Source organism: Pseudomonas sp. 25 R 14 (assembly GCF_900004755.1).
GTDB classification, from domain to species: Bacteria; Pseudomonadota; Gammaproteobacteria; order Pseudomonadales; family Pseudomonadaceae; genus Aquipseudomonas; species Aquipseudomonas brenneri.
This window is the reverse complement of sequence record NZ_CVTS01000039.1, coordinates 262,343-278,216: the sequence shown is the minus strand read 5'-3', so window position 1 is coordinate 278,216 and position 15,874 is coordinate 262,343. Positions and strand designations below refer to the sequence as shown.

Annotated in this window: 14 protein-coding genes and 1 pseudogene; 11 read left to right on the top strand and 4 right to left on the bottom strand. The window is 61.2% G+C overall.

What is annotated here, in order from left to right:
• Positions 1-434 precede the first annotated feature (434 nt).
• From fae to BFQ03_RS13020, 4 genes are all read left to right on the top strand, one after another.
• A complete protein-coding gene (gene fae, locus BFQ03_RS13035) occupies positions 435-947 on the top strand; it encodes a formaldehyde-activating enzyme (protein WP_032860693.1) in 513 nt (170 codons plus the stop codon).
• Positions 948-957: 10 nt separating this feature from the next.
• On the top strand, positions 958-1,992 hold the full coding sequence (locus BFQ03_RS13030) for an aldo/keto reductase (RefSeq protein ID WP_065943304.1): 1,035 nt from the start codon (positions 958-960) through the stop codon (positions 1,990-1,992).
• Entirely contained in the window at positions 1,989-3,422 is a 1,434-nt protein-coding gene (locus BFQ03_RS13025; protein ID WP_065943303.1) for an NAD-dependent succinate-semialdehyde dehydrogenase, read from the top strand. The genes BFQ03_RS13030 and BFQ03_RS13025 overlap by 4 nt, the downstream gene beginning before the upstream one ends.
• A gap of 104 nt (positions 3,423-3,526) precedes the next feature.
• Entirely contained in the window at positions 3,527-4,900 is a 1,374-nt protein-coding gene (locus BFQ03_RS13020; RefSeq protein WP_032860735.1) for an MFS transporter, read from the top strand.
• Here the strand turns inward: BFQ03_RS13020 and BFQ03_RS13015 are convergent.
• On the bottom strand, positions 4,847-5,722 hold the full coding sequence (locus tag BFQ03_RS13015) for a LysR substrate-binding domain-containing protein (protein WP_032860685.1): 876 nt from the start codon (positions 5,720-5,722) through the stop codon (positions 4,847-4,849). The two genes, BFQ03_RS13020 and BFQ03_RS13015, sit on opposite strands and share 54 nt — an antisense overlap.
• A 265-nt stretch (positions 5,723-5,987) precedes the next feature.
• Here BFQ03_RS13015 and BFQ03_RS13010 point away from each other — a divergent pair, with 265 nt between their 5' ends.
• From BFQ03_RS13010 to BFQ03_RS13000, 3 genes are all read left to right on the top strand, one after another.
• Positions 5,988-6,428: a c-type cytochrome gene (locus tag BFQ03_RS13010; protein ID WP_029294425.1), complete on the top strand. Its 441-nt coding sequence runs from the start codon at positions 5,988-5,990 to the stop codon at positions 6,426-6,428.
• A gap of 3 nt (positions 6,429-6,431) precedes the next feature.
• Positions 6,432-7,853: a cbb3-type cytochrome c oxidase subunit I gene (locus tag BFQ03_RS13005; RefSeq protein ID WP_032860682.1), complete on the top strand. Its 1,422-nt coding sequence runs from the start codon at positions 6,432-6,434 to the stop codon at positions 7,851-7,853.
• A 73-nt stretch (positions 7,854-7,926) separates the two neighbouring features.
• A complete protein-coding gene (locus BFQ03_RS13000) occupies positions 7,927-9,768 on the top strand; it encodes a nitric oxide reductase activation protein NorD (RefSeq protein ID WP_065943302.1) in 1,842 nt (613 codons plus the stop codon).
• Here BFQ03_RS13000 and BFQ03_RS12995 read toward each other — a convergent pair.
• Together BFQ03_RS12995 and BFQ03_RS12990 are read right to left on the bottom strand one after the other, a co-directional pair.
• Positions 9,762-9,962: a hypothetical protein gene (locus tag BFQ03_RS12995; protein WP_032860680.1), complete on the bottom strand. Its 201-nt coding sequence runs from the start codon at positions 9,960-9,962 to the stop codon at positions 9,762-9,764. The genes BFQ03_RS13000 and BFQ03_RS12995 overlap by 7 nt on opposite strands.
• Entirely contained in the window at positions 9,959-10,660 is a 702-nt protein-coding gene (locus BFQ03_RS12990; protein ID WP_065943301.1) for a Crp/Fnr family transcriptional regulator, read from the bottom strand. Before BFQ03_RS12990 ends, BFQ03_RS12995 begins: the two co-directional genes overlap by 4 nt.
• Positions 10,661-11,174: 514 nt before the next feature.
• Between BFQ03_RS12990 and BFQ03_RS12985 the strand changes: the two genes are divergently transcribed.
• Both BFQ03_RS12985 and BFQ03_RS12980 read left to right on the top strand, forming a co-directional pair.
• A complete protein-coding gene (locus BFQ03_RS12985) occupies positions 11,175-12,362 on the top strand; it encodes an NnrS family protein (protein ID WP_032860676.1) in 1,188 nt (395 codons plus the stop codon).
• A gap of 10 nt (positions 12,363-12,372) precedes the next feature.
• Positions 12,373-12,804 (top strand): hypothetical protein, encoded by a 432-nt coding sequence (locus tag BFQ03_RS12980; protein ID WP_065943300.1) that lies wholly within the window; start codon positions 12,373-12,375, stop codon positions 12,802-12,804.
• 113 nt (positions 12,805-12,917) lie between these two features.
• Here the strand turns inward: BFQ03_RS12980 and BFQ03_RS12975 are convergent.
• Positions 12,918-13,355, bottom strand: a pseudogene (locus BFQ03_RS12975) (hemerythrin domain-containing protein); the annotation flags it as partial.
• Between the two features lie 190 nt (positions 13,356-13,545).
• Between BFQ03_RS12975 and norR the strand changes: the two are divergent.
• Both norR and pdxH read left to right on the top strand, forming a co-directional pair.
• Positions 13,546-15,063 (top strand): nitric oxide reductase transcriptional regulator NorR, encoded by a 1,518-nt coding sequence (gene norR / locus BFQ03_RS12970; RefSeq protein WP_032860733.1) that lies wholly within the window; start codon positions 13,546-13,548, stop codon positions 15,061-15,063.
• Between the two features lie 100 nt (positions 15,064-15,163).
• Positions 15,164-15,811, top strand: coding sequence for a pyridoxamine 5'-phosphate oxidase (gene pdxH, locus BFQ03_RS12965; protein WP_032860674.1), 648 nt, complete (start codon positions 15,164-15,166; stop codon positions 15,809-15,811).
• The last annotated feature ends 63 nt before the right edge of the window (positions 15,812-15,874 follow it).

The following is a 15,874-nucleotide window of genomic DNA, read 5'->3' as shown; positions in this document are numbered from 1 at the left end:
CGCCGGCACCGTCGAGGCGGTCCATGTTGGCTTCGGTGGCGTGGCCGGCGTTGGCGCCGCGGATCACGGCTGCACCGGTGTCTTCGTTGTCGACTTCATCCCAACTCAGCATGAAATACTCCTTCCTGGTCTGTGCTGACGGGCGTGTAGACCCGTCCAAAAATATGTAATTTGCAGGCTTCAAGGCATTGAAATGCTGCGCATAGTGTGGTCGACGAATAGCGGGCTTGCACACTATGTAGTGGTCGGTTGTGTTTGTTGGCACACTATATGGTGTGTAGGAAAGATGGTCAACGCACAAGAAGGGTCCGTTGTCGCAGGGCGCTATGAGTAAAACTCACATCACCATGACTTTTAATGGTTACGCCCGATTTCATCGCCAGTGCTAAAAAATCGCCAACCAGCTCCCCATAACAACAAAGAGCGTTTGCGAAATGAAAGCACTTGATCTGTACATCGGCGAAGGCTTCGAAGGCCCAGGCGTCAATGCCGCCCATATCAATATCCTGATCGGTCCGCGTAATGGCCCGGCCGGCCAGGCCTTCGCCAATAGCCTCGCGTCCCCAAGCCAGGGGCACTGCCCGTTCATGGTCATTGCGCAGCCCAATATCCCCGTCAAACCCATGACCCTCTACGTCAACAAGGCTGCGATTGGCAGCGAGTTGCATGGCAATGCCACCTGGGGCGCGTCCCAGGCCGGTATCGCCAAAGCGGTACTTGAGGCTCTGCTGGATGGGACTTTGCCGCCGGAAGCGGAAGATGAATGGGCCATCGTCACGGCCAACTGGGTGAATCCGGCCTGCGACGACCTGGATGCGGTCTACCTGAATAACTACAACGCCTGCCGCACCGCGATCCGCGCCGCCCTTACTGGCAAACCGCAGACTGCGCAGTTAGCCGATGTGGTCAACCACATCAGTAACCCTTTCTACACGCCAAAAGCCTGAGGACAACCCTATGCAATATATCCGCTTGGGTAACTCCGGCCTGCAAGTCTCGCGTCTGTGCCTGGGCACCATGAACATGGGCACCCCGGACTGGAAACCGTGGATTTTTGACGAGAAGCAAAGCGAACCCATCGTTGCTCACGCCCTGGACAATGGTGTCAACTTTATCGACCTGGCGGACTTCTACTCCGCAGGTGTTGGCGAAGAAGTGGTGGGGCGCATCCTCAAGCGCCTGGCACGGCGTGAAGATATCGTGGTCACCACCAAGGTTGGCTACGGCACCGGTAGCGGCATCAACGCCAGCGGCCATTCACGCAAGCACATCATGGACAGCATCGACGCTTCACTGAGCCGCCTGGGCATGGATTACGTCGATGTGTTCATGCTGCATTACTTTGATGTGAACACCCCGGTGGAAGAGACCATGGGGGCGTTGAACGACATCGTGCGTTCCGGCAAGGCGCGCTATATCGGTGTGTCCACCATGCTTGCCGGGCAGTTGGCGAAGATCCTCATAGCGTGTGAGCGCAACGGTTGGGTCAAGCCGATCAACATGCAACTGCAACTGAACTGCGCCTACCGCGAGGAAGAGCGCGAAATGATCCCGTTCTGCCGCGACCAGGGCCTGGGCGTCTCGGTGTTCAGTCCACTGGCTCGTGGGTTGCTCACCGGTGATGCGCAGTCCAACCGGAACCAGACTGACTTCTTTACCCAGCAGATGTACAGCGACCAGGCATCGTTCGACATTGCCCGCTCTGTACAACGCGTGGCCCGTGCCCGTGGTGTGAGCAATGCGCAAATTGCTCAGGCGTGGGTCGCCAACCATCCTGGCGTGGATGTGATGCTGGTGGGCGCCGATACCACCGAGCAATTTGATAGCGCTCTCGCGGCCTTGGATACCCAATTGGATGCCGAGGAACTGCATGAACTGGAGCGCAACTACACCCCGTGCGATGTGATCAACGATTACACCGCTGGCAAGCGCATCCTGCGCAGCGCCCGTCCGGGCCTGGACCGTTTTAACCTGATTGAGGTTGTGGCATGAACCCGTTGATTCGTACTGGCAACTACATCGATGGCCAATGGTCCAGCGGTGGTCTGACCTACCCGGTGGTCAACCCGGCCAATGGCGCGTTGATCGTAGATGTACAGCGCGCTGGCGCTGAGGAAACCAACCTGGCTATCAAAGCCGCTGATTGCGCTTTGCCGGCCTGGCGCAAGCTTACTGCCAAGGAACGCAGCCAACGCCTCAAGCGCTGGAGCGAGTTGATGCTGAGCAATCAGAAGGATCTGGCTCACTTGCTTAGCCTTGAACAAGGCAAGCCCCTGGCCGAAGCCATGGGGGAGGTGGTCTACGCCGCGAGCTTTTTGGAGTGGTTCGGCGAAGAAGCCAAGCGTGCCTATGGTGATGTGATCCCTAGTCACAAGGCCGATGCACGAATCATCGTGACCAAGGAAGCGATTGGCGTGGTTGCTGCGATCACGCCGTGGAACTTCCCCCTGGCCATGGTCACCCGTAAGGTTGGCCCGGCTCTGGCGGCCGGTTGCACGATGATCCTCAAACCTTCGGAAGAAACTCCGCTGTCAGCTTTTGCCCTGGCAGTATTGGCTGAGCAGGCGGGTATTCCCGCCGGTGTATTCAATATCGTCTCTGGCGACGCAGTGGCCATCGGCGGCGCACTGCAAGCCTCCAGCGTAGTGCGTAAATTGTCCTTCACCGGCTCCACCCGGACCGGCAAGTTATTGATGCGCCAGGCAGCAGACACCCTGAAAAAAGTCTCGCTGGAACTGGGCGGCAATGCGCCGTTTATCGTGTTCGAGGATGCGGACCTGGACGCTGCCGTCAAAGGCGCCATGGCGTCCAAGTTCCGCAATACCGGGCAGACGTGTGTGTGCGTCAACCGCTTCTTTATCCAGGACAGTGTTTACGACGCGTTCACCGATAAACTGGCGCAAGCGGTCAGCGCCATGCGCGTTGGCAGTGCTTTGGACGGCGAGACCGAACAAGGCCCGCTGATCAACGCTGCCGCCCTGGCCAAGGTTGAAGCGCATGTCGGTGACGCCTTGGAGAAGGGCGCCAAACTACTGTGCGGCGGTCGTCGCCATGCATTGGGCGGCACCTTCTTTGAGCCGACCATCCTCACCGAAGCCAGCGGCGAAATGCTGATTGCCCAGGAAGAAACCTTTGGCCCGGTGGCCGCCTGCTTCCGATTCAATGATGAAGCTGAGGTGTTGCAACGGGCCAACGACACGCCATTCGGTTTGTCGGCGTATTTCTACAGCCGTGATATCGGCCGTGTCTGGCGTATGGCCGAAGGGCTGGAAGCGGGCATGGTCGGTATCAACGAAGGGATTATCTCCACCGAAGTCGCGCCCTTTGGCGGCATCAAGGAATCGGGCCTGGGCCGTGAAGGTTCCAAGTACGGCCTGGACGACTACCTGGAAATCAAATACCTGCTGATGGGGGGGTTGTGAACACAACCACCTGAGCAAAAGCCCCATCCCGCCCAAGCCCGCACCCCCGAGGGAATGGGGGTAGCTGCCGTTACTCCGTCAAGAACAACAATATGGAGAACACCATGTCTACTCAACCAGTAAACATCGACGACCTGCCCATCGGTCGGTTTCACCTGAAAATCGCTGGCCTGACGTTCGGTGCACACCTTGCTGATGGCTACATCCTGGGGATGATCGGTATTGCGCTGACCCTGATCAGCCCACAGATGCAACTGGATGCTTTCTGGCAGGGCCTGGTCGGAGCTTCGGCGCTGATTGGGCTGTTTCTCGGTAGCCTGTTTTTTGGCTGGATTTCCGACACCCTTGGCCGGCAGAAAATTTTCCTGGTCAGTTTTGTTCTGATCACCATCGCCTCGGCGATGCAGTTTTATGTCGAGACAGCCTTGGCGCTGGTCCTGTGCCGGGTGCTGATCGGTATTGGTCTTGGCGGTGATTACAGTGTCGGTCATGCCCTGTTGGCGGAGTTCTCGCCAAAGAAATATCGCGGTGTATTGCTGGGTGCCTTCAGCGTGATCTGGACCTTTGGCTATGTAGCCGCCACGATTGTCGGCACCACAATGCTCAGCCTGGGCGATGATGCCTGGCGCTGGATGTTGGCTTCGTCGGCAATCCCGGCCGGTTTGATTCTGATTGCCCGTATTGGTACTCCGGAATCGCCACGTTGGCTGGTCAACCGTGGGCGAATCGCCGAGGCCCGGGCCATCGTCAAGAAATACTTGGGCGAGCATGTCGTGCTCGACGAAGAGCCTGCGCCGCAGGAACACTCGGGATATGCGGTGTTGTTCAGCCGGCAGTACCGTAAGCGCACCGCGTTTAACTGTCTGTTTTTCGTGTGTATTGTCATGCCGTACTTTGCCATCTACACCTTCTTGCCATCGATTTTGCAGACGATGGGCTTGGCCGAAGGTTTTGGTACCGAATTGATGCTTAACCTGCTGTTGATCATCGGTGCACTGATCGGTATCTGGTGCACCGTGAAATTCTCCCGGCGCGGCTTTTTGATCAACTCATTCATTATTCTGGCGGTGGCGCTGTTTCTGTTGGCAATACTGCCGGGCAATCTGGCCTGGTTGATGGTGTTGACCTTTGGTGTATTTACCCTGGTGTTATCGGCGGTGAGTAATTTGGTGGGAGTATTCCCGGCTGAGAGTTTTCCGACCCATCTGCGCGCCAGCGGTATCGGCCTGGCGACGGCGGTGAGCCGGCTTGGTTCGGCGGTAAGTACGTTCTTGTTACCGGTGAGTGTGGCGGGGATTGGCTTGAGCCCGACCATGGGCATCCTTGCCGGCATTCTGGTGTTTGGCGCGGTGATCTCCTGGGCCTGGGCACCAGAGACCAAAGCCCTGACGTTGAATCAGGCGTGCCAGGCCGAGCCCGGCGAATCAGGGATTGCTCACCTGGTTCAGCCATTGGGTAAACAAACGAACCTTGGATAAACCCTGTTTGTCACCCGGCACATCCAGCCAGTAGCCATAGGGGCCGATCACTTCTACCGGGGTGATCGGCAACAGGCTGCCATTGGCCAGTTCACGCTCAATCATCTGCCGGTCGATCACCGCCAGGCCACCTCCGGCCAGGGTGGTATGGATGACTTGATCCAGGGTGCTGAACTCCAGGCCCTGATCGGCTTCGATATCCTCACGGCCCATGGCTGCGATCCAGTTCTCCCAGACTTTCAGGCGTTTACCGTCGTGCAGGATATGCAGCAACGGAAATCGACGCAGGTCAGGCGGATGGTCGCCTTCGAACAGTTCTGGACTGGCCACGGCGATGTGTCGTTCCATCACCAGCAACTCGCTGTTGCAATGGGTGGCGGGCTCAAGTCCGAAGCGAATCTGACAGTCGATTTCCGCCAAATTGTCGTGACTGCTCTGGTGGGTAACACTGAGGTTGATATCCGGGTAACGCTCACAGAATCCGCGCAAATGCGCCGACAACCAGCGGGTGGCCCAGGTCGGTGGCGCCAGAATGCGCAGTCGCTGACGCAGGTTGGGTACGCGCACGGCTTGCATGGCCCGCTCGATATGGTCGAAGGCGTCGCTCAGGTGCGGGGAAAGGGCCATGCCTGCCTGGGTCAGCGACAGGCCCTGGGGGGTGCGGACAAACAGCGCGATGCCCAGGTAGTCTTCCAACTGCTTGATCTGACGGCTGACGGCGCCTTGGGTCACGTTCAGACCCACGGCGGCCTGGCTGAAGCTGCGATGGCGCGCGACCTCTTCAAAGACCCGCAGCATATTTAGGGGGGGCAGTTGGCGCATCGAGCGCGACTCCATATTTATTATTCGAGTACTCGGAGCAAGGATACACCGTCGCGCCGCCTTCAATCGCGCCAAGCGAGCGCCGTATTTGGTAACACCTTGGTTTTCTCTCTCTAAGAGTCCCTCAAATAAAAGGATATTGAGTTAACCAAACCTGTTAGTCCCAATACCCGACCAAAACCATCGGCATTTCTTGATCGCCATCAAGCAGGTTTCACCTCCCAGCTTTCTATCATGGTCCCCGCCAAGCAATGAGGAAGCGACCATGTCAGAGACCTTCACCAAGGGCATGGCCAGGAATATCTACTTCGGAGGAAGCGTGTTCTTCTTCCTGATATTCCTGGCCCTGACCTATCACACCGAACAAACCTTTCCCTCTCGCAGCAATCAGGAGCTACTCACCGAATCAGTGGTGCGCGGCAAGGGCGTCTGGGAGCGCAACAACTGTGTCGGCTGCCACACTCTGCTGGGCGAGGGCGCGTACTTTGCGCCGGAACTGGGCAATGTGTTCAACCGCCGTGGCGGCGAGGAAGCGTTCAAGCCGTTCCTGCATGCCTGGATGAAGATGCAACCGTTGGGCGTTCCCGGCCGGCGCGCGATGCCGCAATTCAACCTCAGCGACCAGGAGGTGGACGATATGGCCGAGTTCCTCAAGTGGAGCTCGAAGATCAACACCAACGGCTGGCCGCCAAACAAGGAGGGCTGAGGGATGCGTACCGTCAATCCATATCTGAAATTCCAATCACAGGCCGTGGCCAAACCCTACTTTGTGTTCGCCCTGATCCTGTTCCTGGGCCAGGTGCTGTTCGGTTTGATCATGGGCCTGCAATACGTGGTCGGCGACTTTCTGTTCCCGTTGATCCCCTTCAACGTGGCCCGCATGGTCCACACCAACCTGCTGATTGTCTGGCTGCTGTTCGGTTTCATGGGCGCCGCTTACTACCTGGTACCGGAAGAAGCCGACCGCGAGTTGCACAGCCCCAAGCTGGCAATCCTGCTGTTCTGGGTGTTTGCCGTGGCGGGGGTGTTGACCATCCTCGGTTACTTGCTGGTGCCCTATGCGGCCCTGGCCAAGCTGACCCACAACGAACTGCTGCCGACCATGGGCCGTGAATTCCTGGAGCAGCCGACCATCACCAAGATGGGCATTGTGGTCGTGTGCCTGGGCTTTCTCTACAACATCGGCATGACCCTGCTCAAGGGCCGCAAGACTACCGTGAGCATGGTGATGATGACCGGGCTGATCGGCCTGGCGGTGTTCTTCCTGTTCTCGTTCTACAACCCCGGCAACCTGGCACGGGACAAGTTCTACTGGTGGTGGGTGGTGCATCTTTGGGTCGAAGGCGTGTGGGAGCTGATCATGGGCTCGATGCTGGCTTTCGTGCTGATCAAAGTCACCGGTGTCGACCGTGAGGTGGTGGAAAAATGGCTGTACGTGATCATCGCCATGGCCCTGATCACCGGGATCATCGGTACCGGTCACCACTTCTTCTGGATCGGCGCGCCCGAGGTGTGGTTGTGGGTCGGTTCGATCTTCTCGGCCCTGGAGCCGCTGCCGTTCCTGGCGATGGTGATGTTTGCCTTCACCATGGTCAAACAGCGTCGGCGCCAGCACCCGAACCGGGCGGCCACATTGTGGGCCAAGGGCACCACGGTCACGGCGTTCTTCGGCGCCGGGGTCTGGGGCTTCCTGCACACCCTGGCACCGGTCAACTTCTACACCCACGGCACTCAACTGACGGCCGCCCACGGCCACCTGGCGTTCTTCGGCGCCTACGCGATGATCGTGATGACCCTGATCAGCTACGCCATGCCGCGTTTGCGCGGTATCGGTGAAGCGCCGGACGCACGCTCGCAGACCTTGGAGATCTGGGGCTTCTGGATGATGGTTCTGTCGATGGTGATGATCACGCTGTTCCTGACGGCGGCCGGTGCCGTGCAAGTCTGGTTGCAACGCTGGCAGGTGGACGGTGTGGCGCTGCCGTTCATGGCCACCATGGACCACCTGAGCCTGCTGTTCTGGGCACGACTGGCCAGTGGCGTGGTGTTCCTGCTGGGCCTGCTCTGCTACCTGTGGAGCTTCCGGCAGCGCGGCAAGGGCTTGAACGCAGCCATCCCCGTGGCTGCTTGAGCGGTCAACGTTAATCCCCAAGAGGGCGGCCCGGCAGGTAGTGCGGGCCGTTTTTATGTCTGGAGCACTTCACATGGCCTTCACCCTTGAGTTGGAAGAGTGGGTTGGCAGTGTCTGGCACCGCTTTATCACCCGCCGCGCCAGTGCTGACTTCCCCGAAGCGCGGGTTGATCTGGTCGACCGCCAGCGCAGCCTGGCCCTGTTGTTCCGCGCCCTGGGCGGCGCCCACGGGATTGCCCTGGAGGCCGCCAGCGAGCGCGACCTGCTGCTGCGGCGCAATCTGCTGATGCGCATCGCCGGCACTTGCCGGCAAGTCCCCTTGGCCTCGTGCGATGGGCATCGACTGCGCCTGCCGGCAAGTCTGGCGGTGTTTCCTTCGGTGGCCCTGAACCTGGAACTGTACCGCTGGCTGGCGCTACTGGCCGCACACGCCGGACCGATGACCCACTGGGCCCGCGACAACCAGCGCTGGACCTGGCTATTGTTGCAGCGCTACCCGGCCATGCTCCCCAGTTATCAGCGCCTGGTGGACGCCCATCTGCAATTGCGCCCGGATCCCGCCACCCTCAACCCCGCCGAAGCCGCCGTGGAAAAGGCCTTGCGCAAGGCCCTGCGTGAACCCGGCAGCATCCGCCAGTTACCCCGTAGCGAGCGCGCCGCCTGGCCGCTGCCGCTGTGGTTGTATCCACCTTTGCACCTGCACAGCCCGCAGGCCGGCGATCTGGATGAGGAGGGCGATGACCTGGCGACCCGCCCCGGCGAACAACAGGGCGCGCCCAAACAAGCCAACCGGGTCGATGACAACAGCCGCGACGGCGGCCTGCTGGTGGTGCGCCTGGAAAACCTGTTCAGTTGGACCGAACACGTCGACCTCGATCGCTGGGCCGATGACTCCGAGGACGAAGATGCCGCCCGGGTCGCCGAAGACCTCGACCAGTTGAGCCTGTCACGCCAGCGCGTGCGCAAGAGCGGCGGGCTGAAGCTGCACCTGGATCTGCCACCGGCCGACGTCGATGACATTCCCCTGGGCGAAGGTATCAAGCTGCCGGAGTGGGACTACCGACAGCAGTGCCTGCAAGCCAACTTCGTCAACCTGCAACTGATGCAACCCCGCGACAGCACGCCCCAGCCGCTGCCGGCGCGCCTGCTGCCCCAGGCCGCGCGGTTGCGCCGCCAGTTCCAGCAACTGCGCACCGACCGTCAATGGTTGCGCCAACAGCCCCAGGGCGCGGAGCTGGACCTGCAGGCGTGGCTGGATTTTCATGTCGAGCGCCAGCACGGCGCGTGCGCCGAGCGCGGTCTGTTCAAGGAGCAGCGCCGCACCCGGCGTGACTTGGCCTGTTTGCTGCTGGCCGATTTGTCGATGTCCACCGACGCCCACCTGAACGATACGCAAAAGGTCATCGACGTGATCCGCGACAGCCTGTTGCTGTTTGGCGAGAGCCTGGCGGGCCTGGGCGATGCGTTTGCCCTGTATGGCTTCTCTTCCCTGCGTCGCCAGCAGGTGCGCCTGCAACAGCTCAAGTCATTCCAGCAACCCTATGATGACCACACTCGCGGCTGCATCCAGGGCCTGAAACCGGGTTACTACACGCGCATGGGCGCAGCCATCCGCCAAGCCACCCAGACCCTTGGCGCTTGTAAGCAGCGGCGCAAACTGCTGTTGATTGTGACCGATGGCAAGCCCAACGATCTGGACTTGTATGAGGGGCGCTATGGCGTGGAGGACACCCGCCAGGCCGTGATGGAGGCGCGGCGCCAGGGCCTGGTGCCGTTCTGCATCACTATCGACAAACAGGCCGGGGATTACCTGCCGTACATGTTCGGCGCCCATGGCTACACCTTGATCCGCCAGCCGGAGCAACTGCCGTTGCGCTTGCCGCAGCTGTACCGGCAGTTGACCGAAGATCAGTAGAAATTGCGGGGCAGCCAGAAGAACATCGTGATGCAGAACACGGCCAGCCCCAGGCAGAACCATTGGAAACGTTTGAGTCGGCGGGCCTCAAGGCTGGCGGTGGACGCAGGCAGGGGCATGGCGCAGCGTTCGCAGGCCGGCTGTGTCGGCGGGTTGGCATGTTGGCAATACAGGCACACACACGCTGCACTCATTCGAATTGCTCCAGGCGCAGGCGATCAAGAATGGCGATCTGGCGACCGTCCTGGGTGATGATTTTTTCATCGATCAGCCGGCGAATGATCCGCGAGAACGTCTCCGGCTGGATCGATAGGTGTCCGGCGATCAACTGCTTGGCCATGGGCAGCTCGAATGAGCTGTCAGCATTGTGCAGGCGCACCAGTTGCGTCAGCAGGTAGCGCACCACGCGGTGGGTGGCGTTTTTCAGGGACAAGGTCTCGATCTCGTTGACCCGCTGGTGCAGGCGCACACACAACTTGCCCAGCAGGGCGAAGGTCAGGCGGCTGTTGCTGTGGAGCAGGCGCATATAGGTGGCGTTGGACAGGCGGTACAACTGCGTCGGGCACACCGCTTCGGCACAGGCCACGTAGTTGGGGGTGTCCATCAGCATCATCGCCTCGGCGAAGGTCTGCCGCTCGCCAATCACCTCAAAGACTTTTTCCTGGCCGTCCGGGGTCAGGCGGTAGATCTTCACCGCGCCGGCAATCACGAAGTAAAACCCATCGGCCGGCTCACCCTGGCGGAACAGCGGTTCGCCCTTGTCGACACTCAGCAATTGACTGCTGGCCATCAACTCATCCATCTGCTCTTCGTTAAGCGGTTCAAACAGGTGATGGCTGCGCAGGATCTGATGATGTACGCGGTGCAGGACCCTCGGCGCGTCGGTGATCATACAAGCCACAACGACAGGCCACTGGCCGCCGCCATCATCGAACCGAGGATCACGAACCAGGCCAGGGGCTGGATGACTTTTTTCATGGGGACTCCGTGGGGCAGGGTAATGACGGGATAACCGGGTAGAGCAAGAGCTGGGCCAAGGCACGGGCCACGTAAAATCAGAGCTGTAGCCCCTCAAGGGTTGAAATGACCCTGCCATTAAGGGTTCTTTTAACCCTATGATGGTTATTTAAACCCTCATAAACAACGCCAATCCCATGTGGGAGTTGGCTTGCCTGCGATGCAGGCACCTCGGTCTTCCAGTAAAACCGCAGCGATGCCATCGCAGGCAAGCCAGCTCCCACACATGATTGCGGTGGGCCTGAGGACCCGGCCCGGCCCTTGCAACGCCCATCCCGCGACGGCCCCCAGGATATTGCGCCGCCACTGGCCCCTGCTTGATCTGCGACAAGGGCCCGGCGCGGACAATCCCGGATGATCGGGCCGGCAATGACTTGAGGAGTGGTGGTATGCAAGTGCTGGATCGACGCAAGGCTATGTCGATAACCCCGTTGTTTCGCCTGGCTTTCCGGCCATTTTTCCTCGGTGGCTGCCTGTTGGCGCTGCTGGCGATTCCTTTGTGGCTGCTGGCCCTGGCCGGCGACGCGGGTTGGCAGCCGGCAGGTGGCTGGCTGGCTTGGCATCGCCATGAACTGCTGTTCGGTTTTGCCTTGGCAATCATCGGCGGGTTCCTGCTGACGGCGGTGCAGACCTGGACCGGTCGCCCCGGCATCAGCGGTACGCCCCTCGCGATGTTGGCCGGGGTATGGCTGGCGGCACGCCTGGCCTGGCTGTTCAACCTGCCATGGCCGCTGTTGGCCGTATTGGAACTGACTTTTCCCCTGGCCGTCGCCGGGTTGATGGGCTGGACCTTGTGGAAAGTGCGGCAACAGCGCAACTACCCGATTGTGCTGGTGTTGCTGTTGTTGACCCTGGCCGATGGCCTGTCCCTGTATGGCTTGCTGCGCGGTGACGAAGGCTGGCAGCGCCAGGCGGTGTTGACCGGGCTGTGGCTGGTGGCGGCGATGATGGGCTTGATCGGCGGTCGGGTGATTCCGTTTTTCACCCAGCGTGGCCTGGGGCGCACGGAAGCCGTGAAACCCTGGCCGTGGCTGGATTACCTGTTATTGGGCGGCTCGGCAGCGGTGGCGCTGCTATACGCCAGCGGCCTGGCGTTGACCGCTAGCCTGTGGGTAGGCCTGTTGTTCGGCTTGCTGGGGCTCGGTCATCTGCTGCGCCTGGTGCGCTGGCACGACCGTGGCCTGTGGCGCGTGCCGTTGTTGTGGTCGCTGCACCTGGCCTATGCCTGGCTGGCCGTGGCTTGCCTGGGCATGGCGCTGTGGCATTTCGGCGTGGCGCTTAACCCGAGTCTGGCGGTGCATGCGCTGACGGTTGGGGCGATGGGCGGGTTGATCCTGGCGATGATCGCACGGGTCAGTCTCGGCCATACCGGCCGACCGCTGGCGCCGCCCAAGGGCATGACCCTGGCCTTCATCCTGTTGAACCTGGCCTGCCTGAGCCGGGTGATGCTGGTGCTGATCTGGCCGTATGCTGCGCTGTGGCTGGCGGGCCTGTGCTGGACCCTGGGCCTGGGTGTGTATCTATGGCGCTATGCCCCAATGCTGTGGCGCGCGCGGGTTGACGGCCATCCGGGCTAGGAGAATGGGAATGCTGTATTCGTGGCTATTGATTGTGCATCTGCTGGCGGCCATCGCCTTTATCGGCACGCTGTTCTTTGAGGTTTTCATCTGGCACCGCGCCCGTGAAGCGTTGGCCTGGTCGGCGCAGTTCACCAGCGAGCAAGCCATTGCCCGACGTTCGCGGCAGGTGCTGCATGGCGTGGTGGTGCTGTTGTATGGCGCGGGGATCGGCCTGGCCTGGCATTACCGCGGCGTGCTGGGCGCGCCATGGGCCAGTCATTTTTCCGCCCTGTTGAGCCTGAAGATTGTATTGGCGCTGAGCATCATCGGGCATTACCTGCTGCTCGCGTACTGGCTGACGCAAAAGCGCCTGAGCCCGCTGCGGGCGGTGTGGATCCGCCGCAGCATCCTTGGGCACATGGTACTGATCGTGATCCTCGCCAAGCTGATGCTGCGCTAAGATACCTCGATCCCATCCTGTAGGAGCGAGCGTGCTCGCGAAAAACATCAACGAAAACGCGGGCTGCCTGGGTAAACGCGTTGTCCGTGAGTTCTTCGCGAGCAATCTCGCTCCTACAGGTTTAGCGCACGGACAAACAACACATCGTTTTCCAGATGAATATGCTCCAGCAAATCCCGATGAAACACTTCCAGTCCGTGATACAGCGTACGCCAGGTATTGCACGCATCGCTGGGCGGCTGGATGTGGTTGGTCAGCGCCTGCAACTGCTCCAGGGCCTGGCCATGTTGCTCATGTTCAAAACGCATGACCTGGATCGGCGGCGCGGCCTGGGGCCCCAGGCCCATTTGCAGCATCGGGAACAATACCTGCTCCTCCTTGAGCATATGGCCTTCCAGCTCTTGCTCGATATCGCGCAGCAAGTCGGCCAGGCCGTTGGGGCAGGCCAGGTGGTGACCGTGAACCTGCTCGACGCGGCTGGCCAGGCGAATCAGTTCCGGCAGTTGTTCGCGGTGGCGGGCGTGGTAGCGCTCCAGCAAATGTTCGATCAGTTGCGTCTGGGGCAAGGTGTCCGGGGCGATGGCGTGCATGGGGTTTCCTCATCAAGTGAACAGATGAAGCGGTGATTGCATGCTGTGTGCCATCGCCAATTTATTGAAAAATAGAGATTAATTTTTTGTGGTGGTCAGGATCACCCTGATGCTGCACGGTAGAACCGACCATACAAGGGTAGTAATGACCATGCTGCGTGAAAGTCTGTCGGCCGACCTGATTGTTGAATTACCCAACGCGGTGCGCCTGCAACGCCTGGTGCAGACCCTGCGTGAATATTTTCATAGCGGCGCCGTCGGCCTGTTGCGCCTGGATGGTGACGACAGCCTGCGCCCCGTGGCCACGGTGGGGCTGGTGCATGAAGCCCTTGGCCGGCGCTTTGTGATTGCCCAGCATCCGCGACTGGCGGCGATCATGGCCTCTCGCGAGCCGACCTGGTTCGAACCCGACAGCCGCCTGCCGGACCCGTACGACGGGCTGCTGGACAACCAGGTCGGCGAACCGCTGTCGGTGCATGATTGCATGGGCGTGAGCCTGTTCGTCGAAGGCCGGCCGTGGGGTGCGATCACCCTGGATGCGCTGCATGCCGGTACCTTTGATGCCAACGCGCGCGAGCAACTCAAGCGCTGCACCTTGCAGATCGAGGCGGCGGTACGGGTTACGCGCCTGGAACAGGAAAACCGTAGCCTGCGCCTGTCGCGCAGCGAGCCGGTGGTGGGTTCGCCCGGCGTCGAAGACGGTGAAATCCTCGGCCAGAGCCCGGTGTTGCATCAGTTGCTCAACGAGCTGGATGTGCTCGCCGACTCGGACCTGCCCGTGCTGCTGCTTGGCGAAACCGGGGTCGGCAAAGAGCTGTTCGCCCGGCGCCTGCATCGCCTGTCGCGGCGCAGTAAAAAGCCGCTGATCCAGGTCAACTGCGCGGCGCTGCCGGAGTCCCTGGCCGAGAGCGAGTTGTTCGGGCATGTCAAAGGCGCGTTTTCCGGCGCCACCAGTGACCGTGCCGGGCGTTTTGATGCAGCCAACGGCGGCACTTTGTTCCTCGATGAAGTGGGCGAGCTGCCGTTGAGTGTGCAGGCCAAGCTATTGCGCACCTTGCAGAATGGTGAGATCCAGCGCCTGGGCGCCGACAAGCCGTTGCATGTGGATGTGCGGATCATCGCCGCCACCAACCGACACCTGCCCGAGAGCATTCGCGAAGGGTTGTTTCGCGCCGACCTGTACCACCGGCTGTCGGTGTACCCGGTGCCGATCCCGGCGCTGCGTGAGCGTGGCCACGATGTGTTGCTGCTGGCCGGGCATTTCCTTGAGCTCAACCGCGCCCGACTTGGCCTGCGTGGTTTGCGCCTGTCACCGGCGGCCGAGCAGACGCTGCTCGGTTATGGCTGGCCGGGCAATGTGCGCGAGCTGGAGCACGTGATCAGCCGTGCGGCGCTGAAGCAGTTGAGCCGGGGCGGCAATCGCAACCAGATCATGACCCTGGAAGCCGAACTGCTGGATCTGGACAGCGCCACCTTGGTGCAGGCTCCTGTGGTTCAAGCCCCGGCGCAGGCGTTCCAGACCTTGAGCGACGCAGTGGACGATTGCCAGCGACAGAAGGTGCGCCAGGCGTTGAGCTTGTCGGGCGATAACTGGGCGAGCGCTGCGCGAATGCTCGGCCTGGACTCCAGCAACCTGCACAAATTGGCGCGGCGCCTGGGGCTCAAGTAGCGGCGCTGCGACGCCATGCCGCGGCGCGCAGTTGATCGCGGTCAAGGTGCCAGGCGCGTCGGCTGATCAGACTGTGGCGAACTGACCGGAGGTTCGCCCCATGCCCCTTTCCCTGGCGCAGATGCGCCGCAACTACACCTTGTACGGTTTGCGGGATGACCTGGTACAGGACGATCCCCTCGTGTTGTTCGGCCAGTGGCTGGAGCAGGCGCGCAAGACCGAAGTGGCGCCGGTGGAGGCCAACAGCATGGCCCTGGCCACGGTCGATGCCCAGGGCCGCGCCCATTGTCGGATCCTTCTGCTCAAGGGCTTTGGCGCCGAGGGCTTCACCTTTTTCGGCCACTACCAGAGCGCCAAGGGCCAGGAGCTGGCGAGCAACCCCAGCGCGGCCATGACCTTTTTCTGGCCGGGCCTGGAGCGCCAGGTGCGCATCGAAGGCACGGTGGTGCGCCTGGCGCCGCAGCTGTCCGACGACTATTTCCACTCGCGGCCGCTGGCCAGCCAGGTCGGCGCCTGGGCGTCGCCGCAAAGCCAACCCCTGGCCCACCGCGCCGAGCTGGAAGGTCGCCTGCGCGATGTGACTCAACGCTTTGCCGGGCAACAACCGCCGCGCCCGCCGGAGTGGGGTGGCTATTGCCTGCAGCCCGAGCGCGTGGAGTTCTGGCAAGGCCGCGCCGACCGCCTGCACGACCGTCTTGATTACCGCCGCCACGACGGCATCTGGCAGCGCAGCCGCCTGGCGCCCTGACGCCGCCTAGAGGTACCTCCTCGGAGGAATAGGCCCGCCGGCCTTTGCGGTGCAGGCTGGGCC

Bases quoted from the DNA above. Each gene is read 5' to 3' on its own strand.
- BFQ03_RS13030 (WP_065943304.1), top strand. From the start codon at position 958: ATGCAATATATCCGCTTGGGTAACTCCGGCCTGCAAGTCTCGCGTCTG.
- BFQ03_RS12980 (WP_065943300.1), top strand. From the start codon at position 12,373: ATGCTGTATTCGTGGCTATTGATTGTGCATCTGCTGGCGGCCATCGCC.
- BFQ03_RS12990 (WP_065943301.1), bottom strand. From the start codon at position 10,660: ATGATCACCGACGCGCCGAGGGTCCTGCACCGCGTACATCATCAGATC.
- BFQ03_RS13000 (WP_065943302.1), top strand. From the start codon at position 7,927: ATGGCCTTCACCCTTGAGTTGGAAGAGTGGGTTGGCAGTGTCTGGCAC.
- BFQ03_RS13005 (WP_032860682.1), top strand. From the start codon at position 6,432: ATGCGTACCGTCAATCCATATCTGAAATTCCAATCACAGGCCGTGGCC.
- BFQ03_RS13010 (WP_029294425.1), top strand. From the start codon at position 5,988: ATGTCAGAGACCTTCACCAAGGGCATGGCCAGGAATATCTACTTCGGA.
- norR (WP_032860733.1), top strand. From the start codon at position 13,546: ATGCTGCGTGAAAGTCTGTCGGCCGACCTGATTGTTGAATTACCCAAC.
- BFQ03_RS13020 (WP_032860735.1), top strand. From the start codon at position 3,527: ATGTCTACTCAACCAGTAAACATCGACGACCTGCCCATCGGTCGGTTT.
- fae (WP_032860693.1), top strand. From the start codon at position 435: ATGAAAGCACTTGATCTGTACATCGGCGAAGGCTTCGAAGGCCCAGGC.
- BFQ03_RS13015 (WP_032860685.1), bottom strand. From the start codon at position 5,722: ATGCGCCAACTGCCCCCCCTAAATATGCTGCGGGTCTTTGAAGAGGTC.
- BFQ03_RS13025 (WP_065943303.1), top strand. From the start codon at position 1,989: ATGAACCCGTTGATTCGTACTGGCAACTACATCGATGGCCAATGGTCC.
- BFQ03_RS12985 (WP_032860676.1), top strand. From the start codon at position 11,175: ATGCAAGTGCTGGATCGACGCAAGGCTATGTCGATAACCCCGTTGTTT.
- BFQ03_RS12995 (WP_032860680.1), bottom strand. From the start codon at position 9,962: ATGAGTGCAGCGTGTGTGTGCCTGTATTGCCAACATGCCAACCCGCCG.
- pdxH (WP_032860674.1), top strand. From the start codon at position 15,164: ATGCCCCTTTCCCTGGCGCAGATGCGCCGCAACTACACCTTGTACGGT.